This is a genomic window from Amycolatopsis sp. NPDC039088 (assembly GCF_055598845.1).
Genome location: NZ_JBVKAE010000037.1, coordinates 13,902 through 37,675, shown reverse-complemented (window position 1 = coordinate 37,675; position 23,774 = coordinate 13,902). Strand labels below are relative to the sequence as shown.

The following is a 23,774-nucleotide window of genomic DNA, read 5'->3' as shown; positions in this document are numbered from 1 at the left end:
GGAGGAGAAGGTGTCGAGAGTTCCCGTGGGTTCTTCACCTCTGTTTAGCGGGAAACCTTCCGAGGCGCGGATATTGAATGGGCGTGGGGGGGGGGGGGGGGGGCCCCCCCCCCCCCCCCCCCCACGACTCAGGCCGCGGTCGCCCGCGTGAACAGGTCCGCCAGTTCCCGCCCGTAGCGCTCCAGATCCAGCTTCCGGTCCGTCGCGAATTTCGCGGCGACACCGTCGATGGCCTGCGCGATCGACAGCGCCATCACGTCCGGCGCGAAATCGCCGAAAGCGCCTTCCCGCTGTCCCTGCCGTAGCTGGCGCTCGAGCCGGCCGGTACGGAACTCTTCGACCATCGGCGCCGACATGAACCAGCCCTCCGCGTCGGATCCGCTCGAAGCCATCTCGACCATGACCCGTACCAGTTCCGGGTACGAGCCGAGGAACGCGATCTCCGACTCGATGTAGCCGCGCAGCAGCCCGGCCCGGTCGGTGGTGCCCTGGATCCGCTCTTCGAGGAACTTGTCCTTCATCCCGGTCGCGGTGGTGACCACGGCCTGCATCAGGCCGGACTTGTTGGTGAAGTGGTAGGAGATGATCCGGGTACTGGACAGCCCGGCCCGCTCCTTGATCTTCGCGAACGACGTCTTGTGGTAACCGAGCTCGGCGATCGTCGCGATCGTGGCGCTGATGATCTGGGCCCGCCGCGCGGCCTCCGTGACCGACAACCCGAGCTCTGCCTGCACCTCGGCGGCGGCGGTTTCGGTGGATGTGTTTACTCGCATGAGTAAAAATTAACACGACTGAGTAAAAGCGACAAGCCCGCCGCCGTTCGGGGGACCATTCCCGGCAAGTCTCAAGAAGAGCTTGAGGTCGACCGCGCGTCGCGTTGACCGCTTTGCCGGACACGCTTACCGTCAATGGAGGTAAATCGCCAAGGTGTGATTCGGATGTCTGGGGCATCCGTCTTGACGGTTCACTCCGGTGCGGACTCACATGGGTCCGCGCGGCTTTGTTCGCCGGCCGCCAGGTCGGGCGAGGGGAGGCATGGCGTGGTCGAGGCTGGTAGCCCTCAAGAGCCGCTCGTTCCGGTCGCAGACGGCGAGCAGGGCGAGCTGTTCCCCGACTCTTCCCTCCCGGACGAACTCGTCGGTTACCGCGGTCCCGCCGCCTGTCAGATCGCCGGGATCACCTACCGGCAGCTCGACTACTGGGCCAGGACGAAGCTGGTCGCGCCGAGTATCCGCACGGCGCACGGCTCCGGTTCGCAGCGGCTGTACTCGTTCAAGGACATCCTCGTCCTGAAGGTCGTCAAACGGTTGCTGGACACCGGTGTCTCGTTGCAGAACATCCGGGTCGCTGTCGATCACCTGCGCCTGCGCGGCGTCCGTGACCTCGCCAGGGTCACCCTGTTCTCCGACGGCACCACCGTCTACGAGTGCACCTCGCCCGAAGAGATCGTCGATTTACTGCAGGGCGGTCAGGGCGTGTTCGGCATCGCCGTCAGCGGCGCGATGCAGGAGATCAGCGGAACCATCCACGAATTCCCGGCCGAGCGCGCCGACGGCGGAACGATCGAAACCGTCACCCCGGACGAGCTCACGCAGCGCCGTAACGCACGTCGCACCGGCTGATCATGAAGCCGCGCGGGCGGCAGGGTAGGCTCGGTTCCGCGGTCGACGAATCCGCGCGGGAGAGACCGAGTCGATAACCGTTGAGCTCGGCGCCGAAGGAGCAAGTCCTCCCCGGAACCTCTCAGGCACCCTGGACCGCGCGGACGAGACGCCTCTGGAAAGTGGTTCGCCAGGTCACAGCCTGGCGGCCCCGCCGACGGTGCAAGCCCGGCTCAACACTCGGGCGAAACTCTCAGGCGCTCCCACGGGAGTACGGACAGAGTGGGGAGGGCCAGGACAATCGTCCCGGCCTCACCCCCGCGTCCTGGGAGGTCCCCGTTGGAGCCCGTTTCTCTGGCCGCTCTCGAATCCGGAACCCCCTTCGCGGACCGGCACATCGGTCCCGGCGCTGGGGAACTCGCGCGCATCCTCGACGTCGTCGGCGTCGCTTCTCTCGACGAACTGGCCGAGCGGGCCGTCCCCGCGTCGCTCCGGGAATCCGCCACGCCGCCGGACCTGCCGCCGCCCGCCACCGAGACCGGCGCGCTTGCCGAACTCCGCGCGCTGGCCGCTCGCAACCGGCCCATGGTCCAGATGATCGGCCTCGGCTACCACGACACCGTGACCCCGCCGGTGATCCGCCGCAACGTGCTGGAGAGCCCCGCCTGGTACACCGCGTACACGCCGTATCAGCCGGAGATCTCGCAAGGCCGCCTCGAAGCGCTGCTCAACTTCCAGACCATGGTCGCCGACCTGACCGGACTGCCGATCGCGAACGCGTCGATGCTGGACGAGGCGACCGCGGCGGCGGAGGCGATGACGCTGGTCCGCCGGGCGGGCAAGGCGAAATCGAACCGGTTCGTGGTCGACGAGGACACGCTGCCGCAGACGATCGAGGTCCTGCGCACCCGCGCCGAACCGCTCGGTATCGACCTGGTGACCGCGGATCTCTCGCAGGGCATCACCGGACTGGGCCTCGGCGGCGACTTCTTCGGCGTGCTGCTCTCGTATCCCGGCGCTTCCGGCGTCGTCCGCGAATGGGACCACACCATCACCGAGGCCAAGGCGCTGGGCGCGGCCGTGGTGATAGCCGCCGATCCGCTGGCGCTGACCTTGCTGCGGTCACCGGGTGAGCTCGGCGCCGACGTCGCCATCGGGTCGACGCAGCGGTTCGGCGTGCCGATGGGCTTCGGTGGCCCGCACGCGGCGTATCTCGCCGTGCGCCAAGGACTCGAACGCCAGTTGCCCGGCAGGCTCGTCGGAGTGTCGAAGGACGCCGACGGCGCGCCCGCGTACCGGCTGGCGCTGCAGACCCGCGAACAGCACATCCGCCGGGAGAAGGCGACCAGCAACATCTGCACCGCGCAGGTGCTCCTGGCGGTCATCGCGTCGATGTACGCGGTGTACCACGGGCCGGAAGGCTTGCGCGCCATCGCGAACCGCGCGCACCGGATGGCAACCGTGCTCGCGGCGGGGCTCGCCGAAAGCGGCGTGGACGTGGTGCATTGCGAATTCTTCGACACCGTCATGGTGGCTGCCCCCGGGCGCGCGGCCGGGATCGTCGGCACGGCACGGGAACTCGGCGTCAACCTCCGGCTCGTGGACTCCGACCACGTCGCCATCGCCTGTGACGAGACGACCACCCGCGAGCATCTTTCCCTGGTGTGGAAGGCGTTCGGTGTCGCGGTGTCCGATGTGGACTCCCTCGACGCGGACACCGCCGACGGCTTCCCGCCGGATCTGCGCCGCACGAGCGAGTACCTCACGCATCCCGTCTTCCACGCGCACCGCTCGGAAACCGCGCTGCTGCGGTACCTGCGGGCGTTGTCCGACAAGGACGTCGCGCTCGACCGGAGCATGATCCCGCTCGGCTCGTGCACGATGAAGCTCAACGCCACGGCCGAAATGGAGCCGATCACCTGGCCCGAGTTCGCCGGTCTGCACCCGTTCGCACCCGTCGAGGACGCGGCCGGGCTGCTCGCCATCGTGCGGGACCTGGAGCGCTGGCTGGCCGGGATCACCGGCTACGACGCGGTTTCCCTGCAGCCGAACGCGGGCAGCCAGGGCGAGTTCGCCGGTCTGCTGGCCATCCGCGCCTACCACCGCGAACGCGGGAACGCGGCCCGTGACGTCTGCTTGATCCCGTCGAGCGCGCACGGCACGAACGCGGCCAGCGCGGTGATGGCGGGAATGCGCGTGGTCGTCGTGAAATGCGACGACGAGGGCAATATCGACCTCGGCCACCTGAAGTCCACTGTGGACGAGCACGCGGACGACCTCGCCGCGATCATGATCACCTATCCCTCGACGCACGGCGTGTACGAGGACACCGTGCGCGAGGTCTGCGCGCTGGTGCACGACGCGGGCGGCCAGGTGTACGTCGACGGGGCGAACCTGAACGCGCTGATCGGGGTCGCGCAGTACGGGAAGTTCGGCGCCGACGTCTCCCATCTCAACCTGCACAAGACCTTCTGCATCCCGCACGGCGGTGGCGGCCCCGGGGCCGGGCCGATCGGCGTCCGCGCGCACCTGGCGCCGTACCTGCCGAACCATCCCCTGCAGCCGGAAGCGGGCCCGGCGACCGGTGTCGGCCCGATCAGCGCCGCGCCATGGGGGAGCGCGTCGATCCTGCCGATCTCCTGGGCCTACATCCGGATGATGGGCGCGGAAGGGCTGAAGCGCGCGACGCTGACCGCGGTCGCGAACGCCAACTACGTCGCCAAGCGCCTCGCGGAGCACTATCCGGTGCTGTACTCCGGGCACGAAGGACTCGTGGCGCACGAGTGCATCCTCGATCTCCGGGCGCTGACCAAACGGACCGGTGTCACCGTCGACGACGTCGCCAAACGGCTGGCCGACTACGGCCTCCACGCGCCGACGATGTCGTTCCCGGTCGCGGGCACGCTCATGGTCGAGCCCACCGAGAGCGAGGACCTCGGCGAGCTCGACCGGTTCTGTGACGCGATGATCGCGATCCGCGGCGAGATCGAGAAGATCGCCGCGGGGGAGTGGCCGGTGGCGCACAGCCCGCTGCGCAACGCCCCGCATACCGCGCGGTGCCTCGCGGGCGAGTGGGATCGCCCGTACAGCAGGGAGATCGCCGTCTTCCCGGCGGGCTTCACCGCCGCGAAGATCTGGCCCCCGGTGCGGCGGATCGACGGGGCCGCGGGTGACCGCAACCTCGTCTGCTTCTGCCCGCCGCCAGAGGCCTTCGCGTAGGTCTCAGCCGGGCATCTTGTCGAGAAAGCCGAGCACCTGCTTGATCCGCCCGTCCTCGACGGTGATGACGTCGAAGCCGATCGCGAGCGGTTCCTCCGCACCGGGAGCGCTGAGGTACCACTGGAATCGTGCGATGTCGTGGTGCGCGTCGGGCGCGGCGGGCAGGCTGAACCTCAGCCCGGCGAACTGGGCCTGCGCGCCGGCGACGAAGCCGTCGACACCGTCGTGACCGGTGACCGCGCCCAGCGGGTCGGTGTAGGCGGCGTCCTCGGTGAACACCTCGGCGATGAGCGCACGGCGCTTTTCGGTGTCCGTCTCGTTCCACACGGCGATGTACTGCTCGGCGACGCGCTGGATGTCCGACATGGTGTCTCCTTGGTGCGTTGTGGGGTAACCGATGACGCAACTCTGTCGGCCGAGGGTGGGTCCCGTCGATTACGTGAGAGGTAATGGCGGCCCGGCGTGCGCGGTGCGTAGGTTCGTGATCGTGACGACCACCTTGACCGCGAACCGCGCGGGCCGCCCCGTCGGCGAGCTCCTGCGGGAATGGCGCGATCGCCGCCGGATCAGCCAGCTCGACCTCGCCATCTCCGCCGAGATCTCGACCAGGCACCTGAGTTTCGTGGAGACCGGGCGGTCCAAGCCCAGCCGGGACATGGTGCTGCGGCTGGGCGAACATCTGGAGGTGCCCTTGCGGGAACGCAATCAGCTGCTCCTCGCGGCGGGCTACGCGCCCGCGTATCCGGAGAGCGGGCTCGGCGACCCGGAACTGGCCGCGGTCCGCCAGGCGGTCCGGCAGCTGCTGACGAGTCACGAGCCGTACCCGGCCGCCGTCGTCGATCGCGGGTGGAATCTGGTCGACGCCAACGCGAGCGTGTCGATCATGACCGACCTGGTGTCGCCCACCCTGATGACGCAGCCGGTCAACGTCCTCCGGCTGACCCTCCATCCGGAGGGAATGGCGCCGTACGTGCTGAATCTGGGGGAGTGGCGGGCCCATCTGCTCGGCAGGCTGCGGCGCCAAGTGACCCAGACGGCGGATCCGGGCCTGACGGAACTGCTGGAGGAACTCCTCACCTATCCGTGTGAAGACCCCGTTCCCGAGGTGGAGGTCCCCGGGCCGGGCGACATCTTCGTCCCGCTTCGGCTGCGGCACGAGGGCGTGGATCTCACGTTCTTCAGCACGGTTTCCACGTTCGGGACGCCGTTGGACATCACGGTCGCCGAGCTGGTGATCGAATCCTTCTTCCCGGCCGACGCGGACACGGCCGAGCATCTGCGCGCGTACGCGCGGCGCGGGGTGGAATGATGCGGGCAAGAAGCCCCGCCACAGACTCGGAGTGAGGATTCTTCATCCATGGCCGTGCCTTCCGTCGTCCTGAACAACGAGGTAGCCATCCCCCAACTCGGTTTCGGTGTCTGGCAGGTGCCCGCGGGCGATACGGCCAAGGTCGTCCGGACCGCGATCGAAGCCGGGTACCGCGGCATCGACACCGCCGCGTCCTACCGCAACGAAGCCGGTGTCGGCGAGGCGATCCGCACGGCGGGCGTGCCTCGCGACGAACTGTTCATCACCACGAAACTGCCGAATCCGGCCCACGGGTACGACGAGGCGCTCCGCGGGTTCGACGCCAGCCTGGCGGAACTGGGCCTGGACCGGGTCGACCTGTACCTGATCCACTGGCCGATGCCGACCCGCGGCAAGTACGTGGAAACCTGGCGAGCGCTGGAAAAGCTCTACGCGGATGGCCGGGTGCGGGCCATCGGGGTGTCGAACTTCCACGAGCCGCATCTGCGGCGGCTGTTCGACGAGACGGGGATCGTGCCGGCGGTCAACCAGGTCGAGCTGCATCCCCGGCTGCAGCAGAAGGCGTTGCGGGAATTCCACGCCGAGCACGGCATCGTCACCGAGGCCTGGAGCCCGCTCGCGCAGGGATCGCTGCTCTCGGACGCGACGCTGACCGCCCTCGCGGCCAAATACGGCAAGAGCCCGGCACAGCTGGTGCTCCGCTGGCATCTGCAGCTCGGCACCGTCGCGATCCCGAAATCCGTGACGCCGTCCCGGATCCGCGAGAATTTCGACGTCTTCGACTTCGAACTCGCCGAAGACGATCTGGCCGCCCTCGCCGACTTCGACGACGGCACCCGTACCGGCCCCGACCCGGACACCTTCGACCTCGTTTAGACGCAGGCCTTGCCCCTCAAATGACTTGGAGACGTTGATGGGTCCGTTCGAGGTGCCCCTGGATGACGAGCGCACCCAGCTCGAGGCGTTCATCGAGGACTACCGCACCGCTCTCGAGGCGACGCTCGACGGTCTTACCGAGGAACAGGCCCGCCGTCGGCTCGTCCCGTCGGCGACGACGCCGCTCGGGCTGCTCAAACACGTGACCTGGATGCAGCGGGTGTGGTTCGAGGAATGCGTGGGGGGTACGCCGCGCAAGGAACTCGGTCTGGTGCCCGATCCGGAGGAATCCTTCCGGCTCTCCGGCGACGACACCATCGCCTCGGTCATCGCGGCCCACCGGGAAGCCTGCGCCACGGCCCGGACGACGGTCGCGGACCTGTCCTTGGACACGGTCGTGACCGGCCACCGGACCGGACCGCGCACGCTTCACTGGGTGTACCTGCAAGTTCTGCGGGAACTCGCCCACCACTGCGGGCACGCCGACATCCTGCGTGAACAGCTCCTCGCCGGCTGAGTACCCCCGAAGTACGTGAAGGCCCCCTTCACTGCGCTAGACGCAATGAAAGGGGGCCTTCACGTACTTCTGTGTGCGAAGTCAGGTGGCCTTGATGCCCGCGGCGGCGAAGTCGGCCTGCTGGGCGGGCTGCTGCAGGAACTGCCGGAACGTCTGCGAGGCGCGCATCTGGACCTCGTCGATGGTCTTACCGGCGAGCCCGACGAGCGGGTAGTCGGCCGAACGCGCCGTCGCGACCGACTGGGCGGGCGAACCGACCAGTTCGGGCTTGGCGGTGTTCAGTTCCGTCACCCAGTAGGACGACTCGGGGATCCAGGCGGCGGGAAGGCCGCCGATGGCGTCCAGGTTCGTCCGCCCGACGAGGCCGTCGAGCACGGCCGCCGAGGGCAGCGCGTCGATCTGGATGATCACGCAGTGGTCGCGGACCACGGTCGCGGCGTTGTTCCAGCGCTCGGCCGCCGCGCGGAGCGGCTTCTCGATGCTGGGGGTGACGACGACCCGCATCGGGGTCTCGCCGGCGCTGCAGCCCTTGGCCTGGGCTTCGGCACGGGTGTTGAGCTCTCCGTCCGCCCAGTTCCAGCCGAAGATTCCGATCGCGACCAGTACCACCAGGACCAGGCAGGCGATGGGCCACTTGGCGATCCTGCGCCGCGGGGCCTTCTTCCCGACGATCCGGTGCGAGCCGGTCGCCTCACTGCGGCCCTGGGGGCGCTTCGGCGGGTCGAGGGGGTGCGGTACCGGCTCTTCGGCAACGCTGTGTCGCCCCATCGTTGTCCTTTCGAAACGTGCGCGCTCGCGCTGCGTATGCAATCAAACCGTTATCACTCTAACAGGGGAAGATGTTGCGGGGAATGCGGCAACTCACAGTTGTTTTCCGCGTGTCGCGTGCGCCGTCTTTACCTCGGCCAGAAGCCGTTTGCAATGCGCTATCAGGTGCTCACGCAGAGGCGCGGCCCGGCGGGCGAAAACGGCCTGCGCACGGGCGTACTCGGCTCTGCCCTCCGGGGTCTCGATCCGGACGGGCGAGTACCCGAACGAAGCGAGATCGTACGGGCTGGCGCGCATGTCCAGCTCACGGATGTCCGCTGCCAGTTCGAAGCAGTCCCTGACCAGCTCGGCGGGCACGAACGGGTCGAGTTTGTAGGCCCATTTGAACAGGTCCATGTTGGCGTGCAGGCAGCCGGGCTGCTCGAAGTCGATCTGGTTCTCCCGCTCCGGCCGCAGCGTGTTCCGCGGCCGGGCGGGCTCGGTGAAGAACCGGAAGGCGTCGAAATGCCCGCAGCGGATCTCCAGTGACTCGACGACCCCGTCCGTTCCGGCCGAACCGAGCCGGAGCGGAAGTTGTGAGTGACGAACCTCATTTGCCGATTCCCGGTAAACCATTGCCCATTCGTGAAGCCCGAAACAACTGAGTCTCGGTGCGCGGGACGCGGTCGCGGAAAGCAGGCCGTGGACGAATTCGGCGGTTTTGGCCCGGCCCTCGGTGAACCCCGCCGGATCCAGCATGACGCCGTCCGGTGTCCCGACGTAGCCCTTCCGCTCCAGGAACCGGTGCGCGGACCGGCCTTCGAGGACGACACCCGGCCCCGGCTGCCAGCGTTCGAGGTGCCCGGGCCGGTGGGAGTAGTAGGTGAAGAGGAAGTCGAGAACCGGATGTTTCTCGCCCCGCGAGCGGCGGCGCTGGTGCGGTGTCGTCCAGCGCCGCATCCGCGTCACGTGGTCATCCTCCCGAGCCCGCCACACGGGCTCGGGAAGAACGATCGGACCGGTCATGACATGACGTGGGTACCGTCGCGGACAGTCCCCACGTACTCCTCGACGAGGTCCTCCAGCGCGACGACGCCCACGGCGGCCCCCGCCGGGCTCAGCGCCCGTGCCAGATGACTGCCTTCCTTGCGCATCGCCGACAGCGCCTCGTCCAGCCGGGCGTCCGCGCGCAGCTCGGTCAGCGCCCGTGTCTTGTCCGACGGCACCACGGTGCCCGGATCCTCGCCCACGAGGTCGAGGATGTCCTTCACGTGGATGTAGCCGGTCAGCGTCCCGTCGTCGGTGCACACCGGGAAGCGGGAGAACCCGGTCGAGGACACCGCGCGCTCGACGTCGCCCAGGGTGGGCGAGCAGGGCAGCGTGGTCAGCTGCGCCGTCGGGACCAGTACGTCGGCCACCGTCTTCTCCACCGAGGACAGCGTTTTGCTCAGCCGCTGGTGCTCGGAGTGCTCCAGCAGCCCCTCGCGCCGCGACTCGCTGAGCAGTTCGGCGAGTTCGTCGGAGGTGTAGGCGGTTTCGAGCTCGTCCTTCGGCTCGACCTTGAACAACCGCAGCAGCGAGTTCGCCACGAAGTTCAGCAGCCAGATGAACGGGTTGGCGACCTTCACCCAGGCCACATGGACCGGGACCAGCCACAGCGCCAGCCGCTCGGGCTCGGCGATCGCGAGGTTCTTCGGCACCATCTCGCCGATGAGGACGTGCAGGACGGTGATGAAGGCCAGCGCGATCGCGAACGAGATCGGGTGCAGCAACACCTCCGGAATCCCGAACAGTTCGAAGAAACCGGCCAGCTGATGCGCGATGGCCGGCTCGCCGAGCCGTCCGAGCAGCAGTGAGCAGATGGTGATGCCGAGCTGCGCGCCCGCGAGCATCAGCGAGACGTTCCTGCTCGCGTTGATGACGATCCGGGCGCGGGTCTTTCCCTGCTCCAGCAGGGCTTCGAGCCTGTCGCGCCGCGAAGAGATCAGCGCGAACTCGGCGCCGACGAAGAACGCGTTGGCCAGCAACAGGATCACGACGAGGAAGATGTTGAACCAGTCGCTCATCGGGCGGGCTCCTGCTCGGCGGAGGTGGCGGTCTCGCTGACCCGGCGGACTTCGACCTCGGCGATGCGGAGACGGTCCATTTTGGTCACCGTGAGCCGCCAGACGTCGAGATCGGTGGCGTCGCCGGGGGAGGGGATCCGCCCGAGCCGCTCGAGGATCAGCCCGGCGATGGTCTCGTAGTCGCCATCGGGCATCCGGAATCCGGTCTCGTCGGTCACCTCGTCGGCGCGAAGCTGTCCCGAAACGAGCCAGTTGTCGGTGCCGACCTGCTGCGAGGACGGAGCTTCACGCTCGTCGTGCTCGTCGCGGACGTCCCCGATGATCTCCTCGACGACGTCCTCCAGCGTCACCAGTCCCGCGGTGCCGCCGTATTCGTCGACGACGATCGCGAGCTGGAACCGGGAGTCGCGCAGCCGGTTGAGCAGCGAGTCGCCGGGCAGCGATTCGGGCACCGTCGGGATCGGCCGCATGACCGAGCCGATCCGTACCGTGGCGCGCTGGGTGGCCGGGACGGTGAACGCCTGCTTGATGTGCACCGCGCCCTGTACGTCGTCGAGATCCTCGGTGTAGACCGGGAAACGCGAAAAGCCGGTGCGGCTCGAGATCTCGATGAGGTCGGAGATCGTGTCGTCGACGGTCAGCGATTCGAGCTGCACACGCGGGGTCATCAGCTCGTCGGCCGTCCGCTCACCGAAGCGCAGCGACTTGTCCAGCAGTTCCGCCGTCGACGTGTCGAGTGTGCCGCTTTCCGCGCTGGAGCGGACGATCGAACCGAGTTCCTGTGGCGACCGGGCCGAACGCAATTCCTCCTGCGGTTCGACGCCGAACTTGCGGACCAGGAAGTTGGCGCTGTTGTTCATCAGGGTGATGAGCCAGCGGAAGAGCGAAGAGAACCGCGAGTGGTACCCCGCGACGGCGCGCGCGGTCTGCAACGGCCGGGCGATCGCGAGGTTCTTCGGCATCATCTCGCCGAGGATCATCGACAGCGAGGTCGCCAGGATCAGCGCGACCGCCAGCGAAGCCCCGTCCGCCACCCCCTCGGAGAACCCGACGGCGGTGAACAGCGGGTGCAGCAGGTCACCGATCACCGGTTCCGCGAGGTAACCGGTGATCAGGGTGGTGATGGTGATCGCCACCTGCGCGCCGGAGAGCTGGAACGAGAGGGTGCGGTGCGCCTTCTGCACCGTATGCGCGCGGCGGTCGCCGACCTGGCGGACGTCCGCGTCGACCGTGCTGCGCTCGAGCGCGGTGAGCGAGAACTCGGCCGCGACGGCGAGGCCGGTGCCGACGGTCAGCAGGAGGAAAAGGAGAATGCCGAGAACGGCGAACAGGACTTCCATCACTTCCTGCCGTGGGGGCCGGCGGGAAAGTCCTTGGAACAGCCGGGCGTGCCACCCGGCTCGATACTGTCACCAGGTGACTGCGCGTCGCGCACGAAAAGAGTCACTCCTCGATCGGAAACCAAACGGATACCGCCACTGTACTGCGGCGATGGGACAATCTTAACGTGTTCCGCCGGCCGCGGGGGCGCGGTGCCGTCGCACACTCTCCTCGACCAGGTCGAGGACCGGGCCGAGATCGTCTCCCGGCAGGCCCATCGCGAGGTGGGAGACGAGTCCTTCGAGGACGAGTTCGAGATAGGCGGTCAGGACGTCGACATCGACGTCGTCGCGCAGGATCCCGGCGTCGCGCTGGCGCAGCAGGCGGCGGCGGGTCGCGGCCGTCAGCTGGTGGGAGCGCTCGGCCCAGCGGGCGCGGAACTCGGGATCGGTGCGCAGCCGCCGCGAGACCTCCAGCCGCGTGCCGAGCCAGTCTGCGGGGTGCTCGCTGCGGTTCGACAGCAGATCGCGCATCACCTGGACGAGACCCTGCTCGGCGACGACGTCGGCCATGCGGACCGCGTCGTCCTCGGCGAGTGCCAGGAAAAGGGACTCCTTGTCGCGGAAGTGGTGGAAGATGGCACCGCGGGAAAGTCCGGTGGCTTCCTCCAGCCGCCGGACGGTGGCACCCTCGTAGCCGTACCGCGCGAAGCACACGCGGGAGCCGTCGAGGATCTGGCGCCGGCGTGCGTCGAGGTGATCCTGGCTGACGCGTGGCATCCTGGAATCCTGTCACCGAGAACCCGGGTAAAGCAATCCGTACGTACGTACTGTGACCAGTTCGCGGGATCTTCGCCCGAGAGGGGGAACCGGGCGGTTTCGACACGCGTCCGAGCAGTAGCGCGGATCGGCTGACAGGCCGTCCGCCACTTGGCTACGCTTTGTCCGTCACGGTGCGTGAATGCTGAGGGGAAGGTGCGGGGCGTGAACATCATCGGCGATGCCGCGAGCGCGATCAAGGCCGTCTGGGGTGACCTCACCACGCCGCCGGAGCCGACCGTTTACGGCGGGGGAGGCGGCGGGGGCGGCGGCTTCGAGATGAGCCCCGAGGAGCTCCAGACCGTCATCGGGCTGTGGGAAGACGAGCTGAAGAAGGTCGTCGACGACGGCGACAAGATCGACCTCATCGTCGGAGACCTGATGCCGCCGGGGCAGGACGAGGCCAGCGCCAGCTATGTGAACTCCGGGCTCGACTCCCTGTTGTCCCTGCAGAAGCAGAACGACTCGATGAGGACCTACATCGAGGGTTACATCGAGAAGCTCCAGATCGCCCGTGAGAAGACGATGGCGACCGACACGGCCAACACCATGCGTACGACCTGAGGATGCCGAACGTGTTGAGGAATCGCGCCGCGGTGGCGGTGCTCGTGCTCGTTTCCGTCGCGGTCTCCGGTTGCACGGGGGAAACCCCGGGCACGCCGACGCCGGCCCCGGGAACCTCGCCGTCGTCGGCGTCTTCTGCCGCACCGGAGGACCCGAACGTCCCGAAGGTGGCGAATCCGCTGGACGCCTCGGCGTTCGTCGGCGACGTGTGCAAGCTCCTCCCGTCCGCCGCGGCCGCGGAACTGGGGTTCACCGCGCCCGGCGAGGCGAAGGGCGAAGGCGGCAATCCGGGTTGCGGCTGGCAGATTCGCGGCAAGGCCGACAGTCTGCTGATCATCCTCGGCAGCGGTAACCGCGAAAAGGGTATGGGCGGCCTGGCCGGCCTGCGCAAGGCCAAGGAAGCCGGGCAGCTGAGATTCCTCGAGCCGGGCCCCGAGGTCGACGGTTACCCGACCGCTTACTACGGCCTGCAGGACCGGCGAGCGAGTGGCAACTGCGATCTCGCGGTGGGCGTCGCCGACGATCTGGCGATCAGTGCCCTCGCCAAGGGTTACGACAACGAACAGGATTCATGTGGGACCGCACGGAAACTCGCGTCGGCCGTGATCAAGACACTCAGGGGGGCATGAGGGTGGACGGCAAACAGATCTACGAGAACTTCACCCAGGGCGACACCCGTAACTTGCGTTCGGCGGCCGATCGCATCGCTGAACTCTCGGACGCCTATGTCGAGCGCGGCATGGCCATCAAGTCCCTGCAGACGCGGATGGCGTCCGCCTGGACCGGTTCCGCCGCAGACGCGGCGAACGCCGGTGCGGGCCCGCTCGAGCAGGCTTTCAAGAAGACGGCGGACCCGCTTTTCACCACGAAGGCCTCAGTTACCACGCAGGCCGACAGCTTCGACGATTCCGGGTCGTCCGTCGTCCCCGTGCCCCCGAAGCCGGACAAGCCCAATCCCTGGACCACCGGTCTCAAGGGCGCGATCCCGATCGCCGGGCCGTTCATGGTCAACAACGACATCAAGAACTACCAAGAGGGCGTCGCGAAGCACGAGGCGGCGAACCAGAACAACGTCCGGGTGATGGACCAGTACGACTCGGTCACCAGCAGCACGAGCTCCAGCCTGCCGACCGATTACGGCGTACTGAAGAGCGACGGCGCGAACGTCAGTGTGACGGTCGGGGGCGGTCCTCCGCCGATCAAACCGCCGCCGGTCATCCCGGTGAAGCCCGGCCGGACCGGCGGTGGGGACGACGACGGCAACGACGACGGCACCGACACCAGCGGCACGGACGACAACGGCACCAACCAGAACCAGAACAAGCCGGGCACCGATCAGAACCAGAACAAACCAGGGATCGGTGAAGACCGGCCGGTGAACCCGAGGGACCGGCCCGGCAGCGACACCGGCATCACGACGCCGACGAGGAAGCCGGGAGTCGGCGACACGACGCTCCCGTCCGGTGGCGGCCGGGGCAGGCCAGGCCAGACCACCGAGATCCCGGGCAGGAACACGGGACGCGGCGGCACCGGCGACCTCGAAGACGTCGTCGGTCTCACCAACGGGCTCGGCCAGAACTACAACCCTGGTGGCCCCGGGCAGAACCCGCCCGGAAGCTCCAGTGGCCGCAACGTTCCCGGGCCCAACAGCGCGGCGGGCAGGCTCCTCGGCGGCGAGGGTGGCACTGGCGGCCGCGCGGGTGGGCCGGGTGGCACCGGTTCCGGTGGTCTCGGTGCGGGCAAGGGCACCGGCGCCGGCGGTCTGGGCAGTGGCATGCCCGGCGCGGGTGCGCCGGGCGGCCGCGGCGCGGGCGGCCGGGGTGGCGGCCAGATGGGCCCGATGGGCGCCGGTGGCAGGCGCGGCGAAGGTGACGAGGACGACGAGCACCAGCGGCCCGACTACCTGATCGAGGCCGACCCCGACGCGATCTTCGGCACCGACCAGCGGACCAGCCCGCCGGTCATCGGCGAGTAGCGGATGACCGTCAGAACGGGCCGGGTGGACATTCCGGTCGAAGCCTTGGCGGTGCTCGCCGAACGCGAACGCGTCGGCGACCTGCACATCACGCTGCGTCCCGAACCGCGCTGGCTGTCCAGGACGGCTCGCGCGGAGGCGGACAAGCGAGTGGAAACAGCCTTGGCGCAGGCCGGGCTGCTGGACTCGAGCGGTCGCGCGTCGGTCGACTTTTTGGACTGGCTACCGGTCCTCACGAAGCCGGCGATCGAGTACTACGGCTGGGTGCACGCGGGCGGCGAGACGTACGGCCTGCTCGCCGCTTCGCTGGGCTTGCAAGCGGTGCTGGCGGTGTCCTCCGGCGACTGGGTCGGGATCCAGGAAATCGATCGGCGGCGGCTGCCCGAGTCGCTGATCGAACAGTTGCCGCCCGTCCCCGCGGGCGGCGGCAGGCTGCGCACGGTCCGGGCTTACGAGCTCGAAGAGGCGGCACGGCGTGGCCCGGACACGCATTCCCTGCCGCCGGTGATCGCGGACATCGTCAGCCTGGTGCAGCGGCCGGTCGAGGGGAGCGGCGAGCTCTACGTCGGCAAGCGGGACGAGGTCGGCAGGCATGTCGCGGTCGAGGATCCGCTGCACTTCGCGGACACCGACTGGGGCCGGTACCTCAGCTACACGACGGGGCGGGGCCACGACGCGGTGGTCCACATCGGACCCGCCGGTCCGCCGGAACTGGCGGACGCGCTCCGGAACGTGGCCTCGACTCTGGGCGGTTAAGCAGCGGGCTAGTCCGTGAAGGCCTCCTTGAGGGAATCAGAGTCCCTCAAGGAGGCCTTCACGGACCTGGAATCACCACAAGCGGGTAGCCCGAAAACCCCGCGCACCAGACCACGCTCCCGGCTATTGTGACAGCGCTGTTGTATTTCGCGCGGGCCTGGGAGGACGAGAACGTGACAAGGCTGTATCCGGAAATCGAACCGTACGACCACGGGATGCTCGACGTCGGCGACGGGCACCTCGTGTACTGGGAGGTCTGCGGGAATCCCGACGGCAAACCCGCCGTCACGCTGCACGGCGGCCCGGGCACCGGCTGCAGCACGGGTCTGCGCCGCTACTTCGACCCGGCCAAGTACCGCGTCGTGCTGTTCGATCAGCGCGGCTGCGGCCGGAGCACGCCGCACGCGAGCGATCCCCACGCCGACCTCTCCGCCAACACCACCGACCACCTGATCGCCGACATGGAGAAGCTCCGCGAACATCTGGGCATCGAGAAGTGGCTGCTCTTCGGCGGCTCTTGGGGCTCGGTGCTCGCGCTGGTCTACGCCGAGCGGTATCCGGATCGGGTCTCCGAAATGGTCCTGATGGGCTTGGCCACCGGACGAAGGTGCGAGACCGATCTGCTCACCCGTGGCCTCGGCGGCGTTTTCCCCGAGGCTTGGGCCAGGTTCCGCGACGGCGTCCCCGAAGAGGACCGTGACGGTGACCTGGCAGCGGCCTACTACAAGTTGCTCATGGATCCGGATCCCGCGGTGCACGGGAAGGCGGCCGCGGACTGGTGTGCTTGGGAGGACGCGGTCATCCCGACTTCCCCGCCGTACAAGAGTTTCGAGTCGGCCGAGTTCCGGCTGGCCTTCGCCAGGCTGGTCACGCACTACTGGAGCCAAGGGTCCTTTTTGGACGAAGGCGTGGTACTGCGGGAGGCCAAGACGCTGGCCCACATCCCGGCCGTGCTCGCCGAGGGAAGCCTCGACCTGGGCAACCTCATCGGTACTCCGTGGGAGCTGGCGCACGCTTGGCCGGGCAGTGAACTGGTGATCATCGACGAGGTCGGTCACAGTACCCAGGACGAGCCCATGCGCGAGGTCCTCATCGGCGCCACCGACCGCTTCGCCGCCTGACCAAGACGCGCGTGAAAGCCCCTTTCCCTCGGTTCAGCCGAGGGAAAGGGCGCCTTCACGCGCATGGTGTCAGGGGATGACCAACATCGGCTCGGACTCCGGGGTGGTGGCGTCCGAACGGGTGGTTTCGGCGAGCCGGAGGCCGGTGGTGCGTGGGGCGATGCGGTCGAGGTTCCACGAACTCAGCAGCAGCGCCACCTTGGCCCGCATCTCGGTCCGCAACCGCAGGAACGAGTCGGCCGGGTCGGCGCCGACCTCGCCGAGCAGGAGCCACCACGCCCACGCGGCGGCACCGGCGTTGGCGACGAAGTCCGGGATCACCGGGATGCCGCGAGCCGCCAAGCCCGCTTCGGCGTCGGGGGTGGTCGCGGCGTTGGCCGCCTCGATGACGACCTTCGCCTTGACCGAGCCCTGGTTCCCGGCGCGCAGCGCGTAGGAGATCGCCGCCGGGACGAGGATGTCGGCCTCCGTCGCGACGATCTCGTCACGAGGCAGCAGCCGGACATCCGACGGCAGCCGGCTCCGGTCGATCTCGCCGTACTCGTCACGCAGGTCCAGCAGTGCCGGGATGTCGAGGCCTTCCGGCCGGTACAGCGTGCCTGCCGCGTCGGCGACCGCGACGACGCTCATTCCGGCCTCGTGCAGGTACCAGGCCGCGCCACCGCCCATGGTGCCGATGCCCTGCACGGCGACGGTGGTCTTCTCGACCGGCCACTCCCACGCGTCGGCGACACCGAGGCAGGCCTGTGCGACGCCGTAACCACCGATGACGTCGCCGAGCAGGAGCCCGCCGGGGACCGGTGTGCTCAACCCGGCCTGTACGCGGCGAAGGGTGTGCGCCGGATCGGCCGAACGGCGGATCGCGGCGTGGTACGACTGCTCGAGCCCGAGCTTCGCGAACACCTCGTCGATCAGGTGCTGCGGCACGCCGAGGTCTTCGGCGGTCACCCAGTGGTTGTCGATCCACGGCCGCAGGAACGCGCAGAACCGTTCCAGGACACCGAAAGCGCGTTCGTCCTTCGGATCGAAGTCGATGCCGCCCTTGGCCCCGCCGACCGGCAGGCCGAAGGTCGCGGTCTTGTTCGCCATCCCCCGCGCCAGGTCCTCGACCTCGGACATCGTGCAGCCCGCGCGCATCCGGGTCCCGCCGGTCGCGATGCCGGAGACCAGGCTGTGCACGACGAGGTAGCCGGTGGCACCGGTGACAGGGTCGGTCCAGATGAGCCTCATCAGCGGTTCGGCGTTCCTCGCGGCCATGCGGCCACCTCCTTCGGGGTTCGGGGTCGTCCTGCGCCACTTCCGAGGGTGCGCCCCGGTGGGCGCGGGCGTCCATTTACCGAATCTGAACGATGGTGTGCAGAGAAACTGGTGTAACGCGTCATCCGGCGTCCGCGACCGCGCCCGTTTACGTTGGGGACATGGAGCTTTCGTTGCACCGCCTGCGGATGCTCCGCGAGCTGAGCAGGCGCGGCACCGTCACGGCGGCCGCGGCGTCACTGCATTACACCGCGTCGGCGGTGTCGCAGCAGCTGGCTCAGCTGGAGCGGGACGTGGGCGCGAAGCTGTTCGAGCGATTCGGCAGACGGGTGCAGCTGACCGAACTGGGGTTACTGCTGACGGAGCACGCCGAGGAGATCCTGGGCTCGGTCGAGCGGGCGACGCTGGCGCTGGAGGAGGCGCAGACGACCGTTTCGGTCCGCCTCATGGCCGGAGTGTGGGCCTCGGTCGCTTCCGGGCTCCTGCCGCACGCGCTGGCGGCGCTCGCGGGCGAACATCCGGGGATCCAGGTCCGGACGCGTGAGCTGGCGCCGGAGGACACCGCCGACGCCGTCCGTGACGGCGAACTGGACCTGTCGTTCGTGATCGACTACTCCGACGCGCCGATGCCGTGGGACGCCGGTCTGGAGCGCGCGGTGATCGCGGTGGAACGGCTGCACGCCGCGGTGCCGTCCGGCGCCGTCCCCGCGGGCAGCGCGTCGCTGCTCGAACTGGCCGAGCATCCGTGGATCCTCGCCAGCCCGAAGAGTCACTTCGGCCGCGCGGTGCGCACCGCCTGCCACCGGCACGGGTTCGAGCCCAAGATCAACCACGAGGTGGAGGAGCAGTCGACGGCGATGGCGATGGTCCGGGCGGGCCTCGGGATAACCCTCGTCTCGGACCTCGGGCTCGGGCTGCGGCCGCCGGGTATCGACGTTGTCGCGTTGACCACACCGTTGCTCCGAACGGTTTCGATCGCTTACCGGACGACGTCGTCGCGGCGGCAGGCCCTGCAGCTGGTAATCGAGGCGGTCCGCAGCGCCGCCGCGTCGCTGGGCCTGGGCACGGAGCCCGCTTTGCCCTGATCTGTCCGTCCTAGAACGTGGTCCGGGGTTCTTGCCCGGCAAGAACCGACCTGAATTTGTCGGACCCCGCGTGTAGCGTCCGAAGTCAAGTTTTCCCGAATATCGGACAACCGACTGGACGGCGGAAAGATGACTACTGTTCATGATTTCCCCGAGAAGTCCGGGAGCGCGTCGAACGCGACGGCGAAGGTCCTGTCGGACCGCGCCGAAGGTGAGGCGTATGTGGCTTCCGTGTGCTTCAAGCACGGGCCACCGAGGCTTCTCGGCGTAGAGCTGGAATTCACCGTGCACTACGCCGACGAGCCCGCCCGGCCTCTCGATCCCGACGATCTCGCCGCCGCGCTCGGCCCGCACACCCCGCGGACCCTGCGCCCCGACAGCCCCGCCCTCCCCCTTCCGGCAGGTTCACCGTTGAGCCTCGAGCCCGGATGTCAGGTGGAGATCTCCGCTCAACCACAGACCACGCTGCGCCAACTGGACGCCGTCGTCTCGGCCGATCTGGCCCACCTCGAAACCCTTCTCGCCACTCGAGGCCTGTACCTGGGCGACACCGGGATAGACAGGCATCGCGCCCCGGTCCGCAAACTGGGTACACCTCGCTACGCCGCCATGGAACGCCGCTTCGCCCCGATGGGTGATGGTGGCGCGACGATGATGTGCAGCACCGCGGGTCTGCAGGTGTGTGTGGACACCGGCGAGGTGGGCGATCTCCCCGCGCGCTGGGCCGCGGTCCACGCGCTCGGCCCGCCCCTGCTGGCCACCTTCGCCACTTCCCGGATCCATGCCGGACGCGACACCGGCCATCCGTCCGCGCGCTGGCTGGCCGTGATGAAGACCGAGAAGGCCCGCACCCGCTCGGCGGAGCCGTCGAGCGATCCGGCGGGGGAATGGGCACGCAGGATCCTGGACACCCCGCTGATGGTGCTGCCCGGCCGCGACGGCGGCTGGGACGCGCCCGCTTCCCTGACCTTCGCCGACTGGATCGACGGACGGGGCGCGGGCGCCGGACTCGGCAAACCCACCGAGGACGACCTGGCCTATCACCTGACGACCTTCTTCACCCCGGTCCGTCCACAGGGGTACCTGGAGATCCGCTACCTGGACGCCCAGCCGGCCGACAGGTGGCTGCATCCGGTCGCCCTGCTGGCCGCGCTGCTCGCGCGCCCGTCCACAGTGGACAAGGTGCGCGAACTGTGCGAACCGGTCATGGGCCGATGGGAGTGCGCGGCCCGGTTCGGCCTCGCCGACCGGGCGATCGCCGCCGTCGCCGGCGAGGTGGTCGACCTCGGTTGTGCCGAACTCGGCATGACCGGTCTGCCACCGGAGACCATCAACGGGATCAGCGAGGGTGTGCAGTCCCTCGTCCACGGTTCGAGGAGCCACCAGTCATGAGCGTGGAAAGCACCGAGACCAACCCGCTTCGCGCGCTGAGCCCGCAAGACCTGCGGGCACACGCGGCCGAGGCACTCACCAGGGCCCGCGAGCGCAGTGTCGCGCTGACCGACATCGACGACGAGGATCTGGTCCGCCAGCATTCGAAACTGATGTCGCCGCTGGTCTGGGATCTGGCCCATATCGGCAGCCAGGAGGAACTCTGGCTGGTCCGTGACGTCGGCGGCCGAGAGGCGCTCCGTCCGGACATCGACGACATCTACGACGCGTTCCAGCATGCCCGCGCGGATCGTCCCGAGCTGCCGTTGCTCGGCCCGGAAGAGGCACGCAAGTACGTCCGCGAGGTCCGCGAGAAATCCTTCGACGTCCTGGAAAACGTTCCGTTGCAAGGCAGGCGCCTCACCGAGGACGCGTTCGCCTTCGGGATGATCACCCAGCACGAGCAGCAGCACGACGAGACGATGCTGGCCACCCACCAGCTCCGCAAGGGCGATCCGGTGCTGCACGCGCCCGCTCCGCCGCCGTCGCGGACCGGGCGGTTGCCCGCCGAGGTCCTCGTTCCCGGTGGCTCCTTCACGATGGGCACCTCGGCCGAACCGTGGGCACTGGACAACGAGCGCCCGGCACACGAGGTCGCGGTGGAGGCGTTCTTCATCGACACCACACCGGTCACCTGCGGGGCGTACACCGAGTTCCTCGACTCCGGCGGCTATCAGGACCCGAGGGGGTGGAGTGAGCGAGGCTGGGCCTATCGCAGCGAGCACGGCATCGACGCGCCACGCTTCTGGAAACGAGAGCCCGACGGCTGGTGGCGCACGCGGTTCGGCGTCTACGAAAAGGTGCCCGCCGCGGAACCCGTGGTCCACGTTTGCTTCTACGAGGCCGAGGCGTACGCCGCTTGGGCGGGCAGGCGGCTGCCCACCGAACCGGAATGGGAGAAGGCCGCCCGGTTCGATCCGGCGACCGGTCGTTCGCGCCGGTTCCCTTGGGGCGACGAGGAACCCACCCCCGATCACGCCAACCTCGGGCAGCGTCACCTGCGGCCCGCGGAGGTGGGCGCGTACCCGGCGGGTGCGTCGCCACTGGGTGTGCATCAGCTGATCGGGGACGTCTGGGAGTGGACCAGCAGCGGGTTCGAGGCGTACCCGGGATTCGCCGCGTTCCCGTACAAGGAGTACTCCGAGGTGTTCTTCGGCGGGGACTACCGGATCCTGCGTGGCGGCTCGTTCGGCACGGACGCGGCGGCCATCCGCGGCACGTTCCGCAACTGGGACCACCCGATCCGGCGGCAGATCTTCTCGGGCTTCCGTTGTGCCCGGGACGCGCGGCGGGATGAGGTGGCCTGAGCGGCATGTGCCGTCATCTCGCGTACCTCGGCGAGCCGCGTTCGCCCGCCGACGTGCTCTTCCATGCCCCTCATTCGTTGCTCGTGCAGTCCTACGCCCCGGCCGATATGCGGGGCGGCGGTTCGGTCAACGCGGACGGCTACGGTCTCGGCTGGTACGCCGACGGTCCGGAGCCGGTGCGACTGCGCCGGTCCGCTCCCTTGTGGACGGACGGGGACCTGCCCGCGCTGGCCGGGTCGGTGCGCTCTCACGCCTTCATGGCGGCGGTCCGCAACGGCACGACAGGGATGCCGGTGGTCGAGGCGGCCAACGCGCCGTTCACCGGCGGCCCGTTCCTCTTCAGCCACAACGGGCTGGTCAAGGGCTGGCCGGAGTCGATGGCCGAACTGGCCGCGAAACTGCCGGTCAGCCGGCTGCTGACCCTGGAAGCGACGACCGATTCGGTGCTGATGTGGGCTTTGCTGCGCGAGCGGCTCGAAGCGGGTGAAGACCCGCTGGGGGCCGTCAGGTGGCTGACCACCGCTGTCGAGGAGGCGGGGCCGGGTTCCCGGCTCAACTTCCTGTTGACCGACGGAAGGTCGCTCATCGGCACGGCTTGGACGCATTCACTGTCCTATCGGGACGTCGGCGGCGGTGTCGTCGTCGGTTCCGAACCATGCGACGAGGCCGTCGGATGGACGCCCGTTCCCGATCGTCACGCCGTCCGGGTCACCGGGGAAGGCGTGGAAATCATCGCACTCGAAGAAAACACCGCCCTCGAAGCCGATCGGAGCCCTGAGGCACGATGACCGAACTGGACCTCGACGTACACCACAGCGAATCGGATATCACCGAACAGCTGCGCGCGGACGTCCGTGCCGGCTTGGGGGCGGACCAGAAGTGGTTGTCACCCAAGTGGTTCTACGACGCGCGAGGCAGCGAACTGTTCGAGAAGATCACCGCGCTGCCCGAGTATTACCCGACCCGCAGCGAACGGGAGGTACTCGCCGCGCGCGGCGGGGAGATCGCGGAAAGCTCCGGCGCGCACACCCTCGTCGAACTCGGTTCCGGGTCGAGTGAGAAGACCCGGCTCCTGCTCGACGCGCTCACGAGCCACGGCACGCTGAAGGAATTCGTGCCGCTCGACGTGTCCGAAACCGCGCTCGCCGAAGCCGCGGAAGCCATCACGGCCGACTACCCGTCCCTCGACGTCCGCGGCGTGGTCGGGGACTTCACCCGGCATCTCGACCTGCTGCCGGGCGATCGGCCGCGGCTGGTGGTCTTCCTCGGTGGCACGATCGGTAACTTCCTGCCCGCCGACCGCGCCACCTTCCTGCGCTCGGTCCGCGAGGTGCTCGACGAGGGGGAGTGGCTCCTCCTGGGGACGGACCTGGTGAAGGACCGGGAAACGCTGGAAAGGGCCTACGACGACGCGGCGGGGGTCACGGCCGAGTTCAACCGCAACATGCTCCACGTGATCAACAACGGCCTCGGCGCGAACTTCGACCCGGCCGCCTTCGACCACGTCTCGTATTGGGACGAGGAGAACGAATGGATCGAAATGCGCCTGCGGGCCCGCGAGTCCTTGACCGTCGACATCCCGGGCGCCGACCTGGTGGTGAAGTTCGCCGAGGGTGAATACGTGCGCACCGAGATCTCCGCGAAGTTCCGGCGGGAGGGAATAGCCGCCGAACTCGCCGAAGCCGGATTCGCGGTGGAGAAATGGTGGACGGACTCGGCATCGCGGTTCGGGGTGAGCCTGGCAAGATCTGTACGTGGCTAACCCTCTTACGTTCCTCGCACGCGCGCTCGGCACGAAACCGTGG

General features: G+C 68.6%; 23 protein-coding genes and 1 riboswitch. Of the genes, 15 read left to right on the top strand and 8 right to left on the bottom strand.

All coding sequences use genetic code 11. The annotated features are described in order from the left end of the window. Positions 1 to 128 precede the first annotated feature (128 nt). Positions 129 to 773, bottom strand: coding sequence for a TetR/AcrR family transcriptional regulator (locus tag ACZ7KI_RS34920; protein WP_470277290.1), 645 nt, complete (start codon positions 771 to 773; stop codon positions 129 to 131). A gap of 267 nt (positions 774 to 1,040) precedes the next feature. On the opposite strand from ACZ7KI_RS34920, the gene ACZ7KI_RS34915 reads away from it, so the two are divergent. Together ACZ7KI_RS34915 and gcvP are read left to right on the top strand one after the other, a co-directional pair. After that, a complete protein-coding gene (locus ACZ7KI_RS34915) occupies positions 1,041 to 1,622 on the top strand; it encodes a MerR family transcriptional regulator (protein ID WP_044853188.1) in 582 nt (193 codons plus the stop codon). A gap of 46 nt (positions 1,623 to 1,668) precedes the next feature. Continuing rightward, a riboswitch (glycine riboswitch) is annotated at positions 1,669 to 1,770 on the top strand. Positions 1,771 to 1,940: 170 nt separating this feature from the next. After that, positions 1,941 to 4,820 carry an aminomethyl-transferring glycine dehydrogenase gene (gene gcvP / locus ACZ7KI_RS34910; protein WP_470277289.1) on the top strand — a complete coding sequence of 960 codons (2,880 nt, stop codon included), beginning with the start codon at positions 1,941 to 1,943 and terminating at the stop codon, positions 4,818 to 4,820. A gap of 3 nt (positions 4,821 to 4,823) precedes the next feature. On the opposite strand, the gene ACZ7KI_RS34905 is transcribed toward gcvP, so the two are convergent. Next, positions 4,824 to 5,186, bottom strand: a complete 363-nt coding sequence (locus ACZ7KI_RS34905) for a nuclear transport factor 2 family protein (protein ID WP_470277288.1) — start codon at positions 5,184 to 5,186, stop codon at positions 4,824 to 4,826. Between the two features lie 115 nt (positions 5,187 to 5,301). On the opposite strand from ACZ7KI_RS34905, the gene ACZ7KI_RS34900 reads away from it, so the two are divergent. From ACZ7KI_RS34900 to ACZ7KI_RS34890, 3 genes are read left to right on the top strand one after another with little or no spacing between them, the layout of a single operon-like run. Then, entirely contained in the window at positions 5,302 to 6,129 is an 828-nt protein-coding gene (locus ACZ7KI_RS34900; RefSeq protein WP_470277287.1) for a helix-turn-helix domain-containing protein, read from the top strand. A 48-nt stretch (positions 6,130 to 6,177) separates the two neighbouring features. Then, positions 6,178 to 7,005, top strand: a complete 828-nt coding sequence (locus ACZ7KI_RS34895; protein ID WP_470277286.1) for an aldo/keto reductase — start codon at positions 6,178 to 6,180, stop codon at positions 7,003 to 7,005. A 37-nt stretch (positions 7,006 to 7,042) separates the two neighbouring features. Then, a complete protein-coding gene (locus ACZ7KI_RS34890; protein ID WP_470277285.1) occupies positions 7,043 to 7,522 on the top strand; it encodes a DinB family protein in 480 nt (159 codons plus the stop codon). An 81-nt stretch (positions 7,523 to 7,603) separates the two neighbouring features. Here the strand turns inward: ACZ7KI_RS34890 and ACZ7KI_RS34885 are convergent, their stop codons facing one another. The 5 genes from ACZ7KI_RS34885 to ACZ7KI_RS34865 form a co-directional block, all read right to left on the bottom strand. Next, positions 7,604 to 8,290, bottom strand: coding sequence for a hypothetical protein (locus tag ACZ7KI_RS34885; protein ID WP_465501780.1), 687 nt, complete (start codon positions 8,288 to 8,290; stop codon positions 7,604 to 7,606). 93 nt (positions 8,291 to 8,383) lie between these two features. After that, positions 8,384 to 9,295, bottom strand: coding sequence for a 3-methyladenine DNA glycosylase (locus tag ACZ7KI_RS34880; RefSeq protein ID WP_470277284.1), 912 nt, complete (start codon positions 9,293 to 9,295; stop codon positions 8,384 to 8,386). Further along, complete coding sequence (locus ACZ7KI_RS34875) at positions 9,292 to 10,335, bottom strand: hemolysin family protein (protein WP_470277283.1); 1,044 nt, start codon at positions 10,333 to 10,335, stop codon at positions 9,292 to 9,294. The genes ACZ7KI_RS34880 and ACZ7KI_RS34875 overlap by 4 nt, the downstream gene beginning before the upstream one ends. Further along, a complete protein-coding gene (locus ACZ7KI_RS34870) occupies positions 10,332 to 11,675 on the bottom strand; it encodes a hemolysin family protein (RefSeq protein ID WP_470277282.1) in 1,344 nt (447 codons plus the stop codon). Before ACZ7KI_RS34870 ends, ACZ7KI_RS34875 begins: the two co-directional genes overlap by 4 nt. Before the next feature lie 162 nt (positions 11,676 to 11,837). Continuing rightward, complete coding sequence (locus ACZ7KI_RS34865; RefSeq protein WP_465501784.1) at positions 11,838 to 12,434, bottom strand: TetR/AcrR family transcriptional regulator; 597 nt, start codon at positions 12,432 to 12,434, stop codon at positions 11,838 to 11,840. Between the two features lie 204 nt (positions 12,435 to 12,638). Here ACZ7KI_RS34865 and ACZ7KI_RS34860 point away from each other — a divergent pair, with 204 nt between their 5' ends. The 5 genes from ACZ7KI_RS34860 (at position 12,639) to pip (ending at position 16,889) form a co-directional block, all read left to right on the top strand. After that, the gene (locus tag ACZ7KI_RS34860) at positions 12,639 to 13,037 is read left to right on the top strand and encodes a hypothetical protein (protein WP_470277281.1); all 399 of its coding nucleotides are present in this window, start codon (positions 12,639 to 12,641) and stop codon (positions 13,035 to 13,037) included. A 2-nt stretch (positions 13,038 to 13,039) separates the two neighbouring features. Beyond that, positions 13,040 to 13,666, top strand: a complete 627-nt coding sequence (locus ACZ7KI_RS34855; RefSeq protein ID WP_470277280.1) for a DUF3558 domain-containing protein — start codon at positions 13,040 to 13,042, stop codon at positions 13,664 to 13,666. Further along, positions 13,663 to 15,012, top strand: a complete 1,350-nt coding sequence (locus tag ACZ7KI_RS34850; RefSeq protein ID WP_470277279.1) for a hypothetical protein — start codon at positions 13,663 to 13,665, stop codon at positions 15,010 to 15,012. Before ACZ7KI_RS34855 ends, ACZ7KI_RS34850 begins: the two co-directional genes overlap by 4 nt. Before the next feature lie 24 nt (positions 15,013 to 15,036). Beyond that, positions 15,037 to 15,768: an ESX secretion-associated protein EspG gene (locus ACZ7KI_RS34845; RefSeq protein ID WP_470277339.1), complete on the top strand. Its 732-nt coding sequence runs from the start codon at positions 15,037 to 15,039 to the stop codon at positions 15,766 to 15,768. Between the two features lie 128 nt (positions 15,769 to 15,896). Continuing rightward, complete coding sequence (gene pip / locus ACZ7KI_RS34840; protein WP_470277278.1) at positions 15,897 to 16,889, top strand: prolyl aminopeptidase; 993 nt, start codon at positions 15,897 to 15,899, stop codon at positions 16,887 to 16,889. A gap of 69 nt (positions 16,890 to 16,958) precedes the next feature. Here pip and ACZ7KI_RS34835 read toward each other — a convergent pair whose 3' ends face one another. Continuing rightward, entirely contained in the window at positions 16,959 to 18,146 is a 1,188-nt protein-coding gene (locus ACZ7KI_RS34835) for a Glu/Leu/Phe/Val dehydrogenase dimerization domain-containing protein (RefSeq protein ID WP_470277277.1), read from the bottom strand. Between the two features lie 161 nt (positions 18,147 to 18,307). On the opposite strand from ACZ7KI_RS34835, the gene ACZ7KI_RS34830 reads away from it, so the two are divergent. The 5 genes from ACZ7KI_RS34830 (at position 18,308) to egtD (ending at position 23,731) form a co-directional block, all read left to right on the top strand. Then, positions 18,308 to 19,231 (top strand): LysR family transcriptional regulator, encoded by a 924-nt coding sequence (locus tag ACZ7KI_RS34830; protein WP_470277276.1) that lies wholly within the window; start codon positions 18,308 to 18,310, stop codon positions 19,229 to 19,231. 129 nt (positions 19,232 to 19,360) lie between these two features. After that, positions 19,361 to 20,623 carry a glutamate-cysteine ligase family protein gene (locus ACZ7KI_RS34825; protein WP_470277275.1) on the top strand — a complete coding sequence of 421 codons (1,263 nt, stop codon included), beginning with the start codon at positions 19,361 to 19,363 and terminating at the stop codon, positions 20,621 to 20,623. Then, positions 20,620 to 21,969: an ergothioneine biosynthesis protein EgtB gene (gene egtB, locus ACZ7KI_RS34820; RefSeq protein WP_470277274.1), complete on the top strand. Its 1,350-nt coding sequence runs from the start codon at positions 20,620 to 20,622 to the stop codon at positions 21,967 to 21,969. The genes ACZ7KI_RS34825 and egtB overlap by 4 nt, the downstream gene beginning before the upstream one ends. Positions 21,970 to 21,974: 5 nt before the next feature. Then, complete coding sequence (gene egtC, locus ACZ7KI_RS34815; RefSeq protein WP_470277273.1) at positions 21,975 to 22,757, top strand: ergothioneine biosynthesis protein EgtC; 783 nt, start codon at positions 21,975 to 21,977, stop codon at positions 22,755 to 22,757. Next, positions 22,754 to 23,731: an L-histidine N(alpha)-methyltransferase gene (gene egtD / locus ACZ7KI_RS34810; RefSeq protein ID WP_470277272.1), complete on the top strand. Its 978-nt coding sequence runs from the start codon at positions 22,754 to 22,756 to the stop codon at positions 23,729 to 23,731. The genes egtC and egtD overlap by 4 nt, the downstream gene beginning before the upstream one ends. The last annotated feature ends 43 nt before the right edge of the window (positions 23,732 to 23,774 follow it).

Coding starts and splice junctions, on each gene's coding strand:
- ACZ7KI_RS34920 (WP_470277290.1), bottom strand. CDS start 773: ATGCGAGTAAACACATCCACCGAAACCGCCGCCGCCGAGGTGCAGGCA.
- ACZ7KI_RS34905 (WP_470277288.1), bottom strand. CDS start 5,186: ATGTCGGACATCCAGCGCGTCGCCGAGCAGTACATCGCCGTGTGGAAC.
- ACZ7KI_RS34895 (WP_470277286.1), top strand. CDS start 6,178: ATGGCCGTGCCTTCCGTCGTCCTGAACAACGAGGTAGCCATCCCCCAA.
- ACZ7KI_RS34890 (WP_470277285.1), top strand. CDS start 7,043: ATGGGTCCGTTCGAGGTGCCCCTGGATGACGAGCGCACCCAGCTCGAG.
- ACZ7KI_RS34885 (WP_465501780.1), bottom strand. CDS start 8,290: ATGGGGCGACACAGCGTTGCCGAAGAGCCGGTACCGCACCCCCTCGAC.
- ACZ7KI_RS34880 (WP_470277284.1), bottom strand. CDS start 9,295: ATGACCGGTCCGATCGTTCTTCCCGAGCCCGTGTGGCGGGCTCGGGAG.
- ACZ7KI_RS34875 (WP_470277283.1), bottom strand. CDS start 10,335: ATGAGCGACTGGTTCAACATCTTCCTCGTCGTGATCCTGTTGCTGGCC.
- ACZ7KI_RS34870 (WP_470277282.1), bottom strand. CDS start 11,675: ATGGAAGTCCTGTTCGCCGTTCTCGGCATTCTCCTTTTCCTCCTGCTG.
- ACZ7KI_RS34865 (WP_465501784.1), bottom strand. CDS start 12,434: ATGCCACGCGTCAGCCAGGATCACCTCGACGCACGCCGGCGCCAGATC.
- ACZ7KI_RS34855 (WP_470277280.1), top strand. CDS start 13,040: ATGCCGAACGTGTTGAGGAATCGCGCCGCGGTGGCGGTGCTCGTGCTC.
- ACZ7KI_RS34850 (WP_470277279.1), top strand. CDS start 13,663: ATGAGGGTGGACGGCAAACAGATCTACGAGAACTTCACCCAGGGCGAC.
- ACZ7KI_RS34835 (WP_470277277.1), bottom strand. CDS start 18,146: ATGGCCGCGAGGAACGCCGAACCGCTGATGAGGCTCATCTGGACCGAC.
- ACZ7KI_RS34830 (WP_470277276.1), top strand. CDS start 18,308: ATGGAGCTTTCGTTGCACCGCCTGCGGATGCTCCGCGAGCTGAGCAGG.
- ACZ7KI_RS34825 (WP_470277275.1), top strand. CDS start 19,361: ATGACTACTGTTCATGATTTCCCCGAGAAGTCCGGGAGCGCGTCGAAC.
- egtB (WP_470277274.1), top strand. CDS start 20,620: ATGAGCGTGGAAAGCACCGAGACCAACCCGCTTCGCGCGCTGAGCCCG.
- egtC (WP_470277273.1), top strand. CDS start 21,975: ATGTGCCGTCATCTCGCGTACCTCGGCGAGCCGCGTTCGCCCGCCGAC.
- egtD (WP_470277272.1), top strand. CDS start 22,754: ATGACCGAACTGGACCTCGACGTACACCACAGCGAATCGGATATCACC.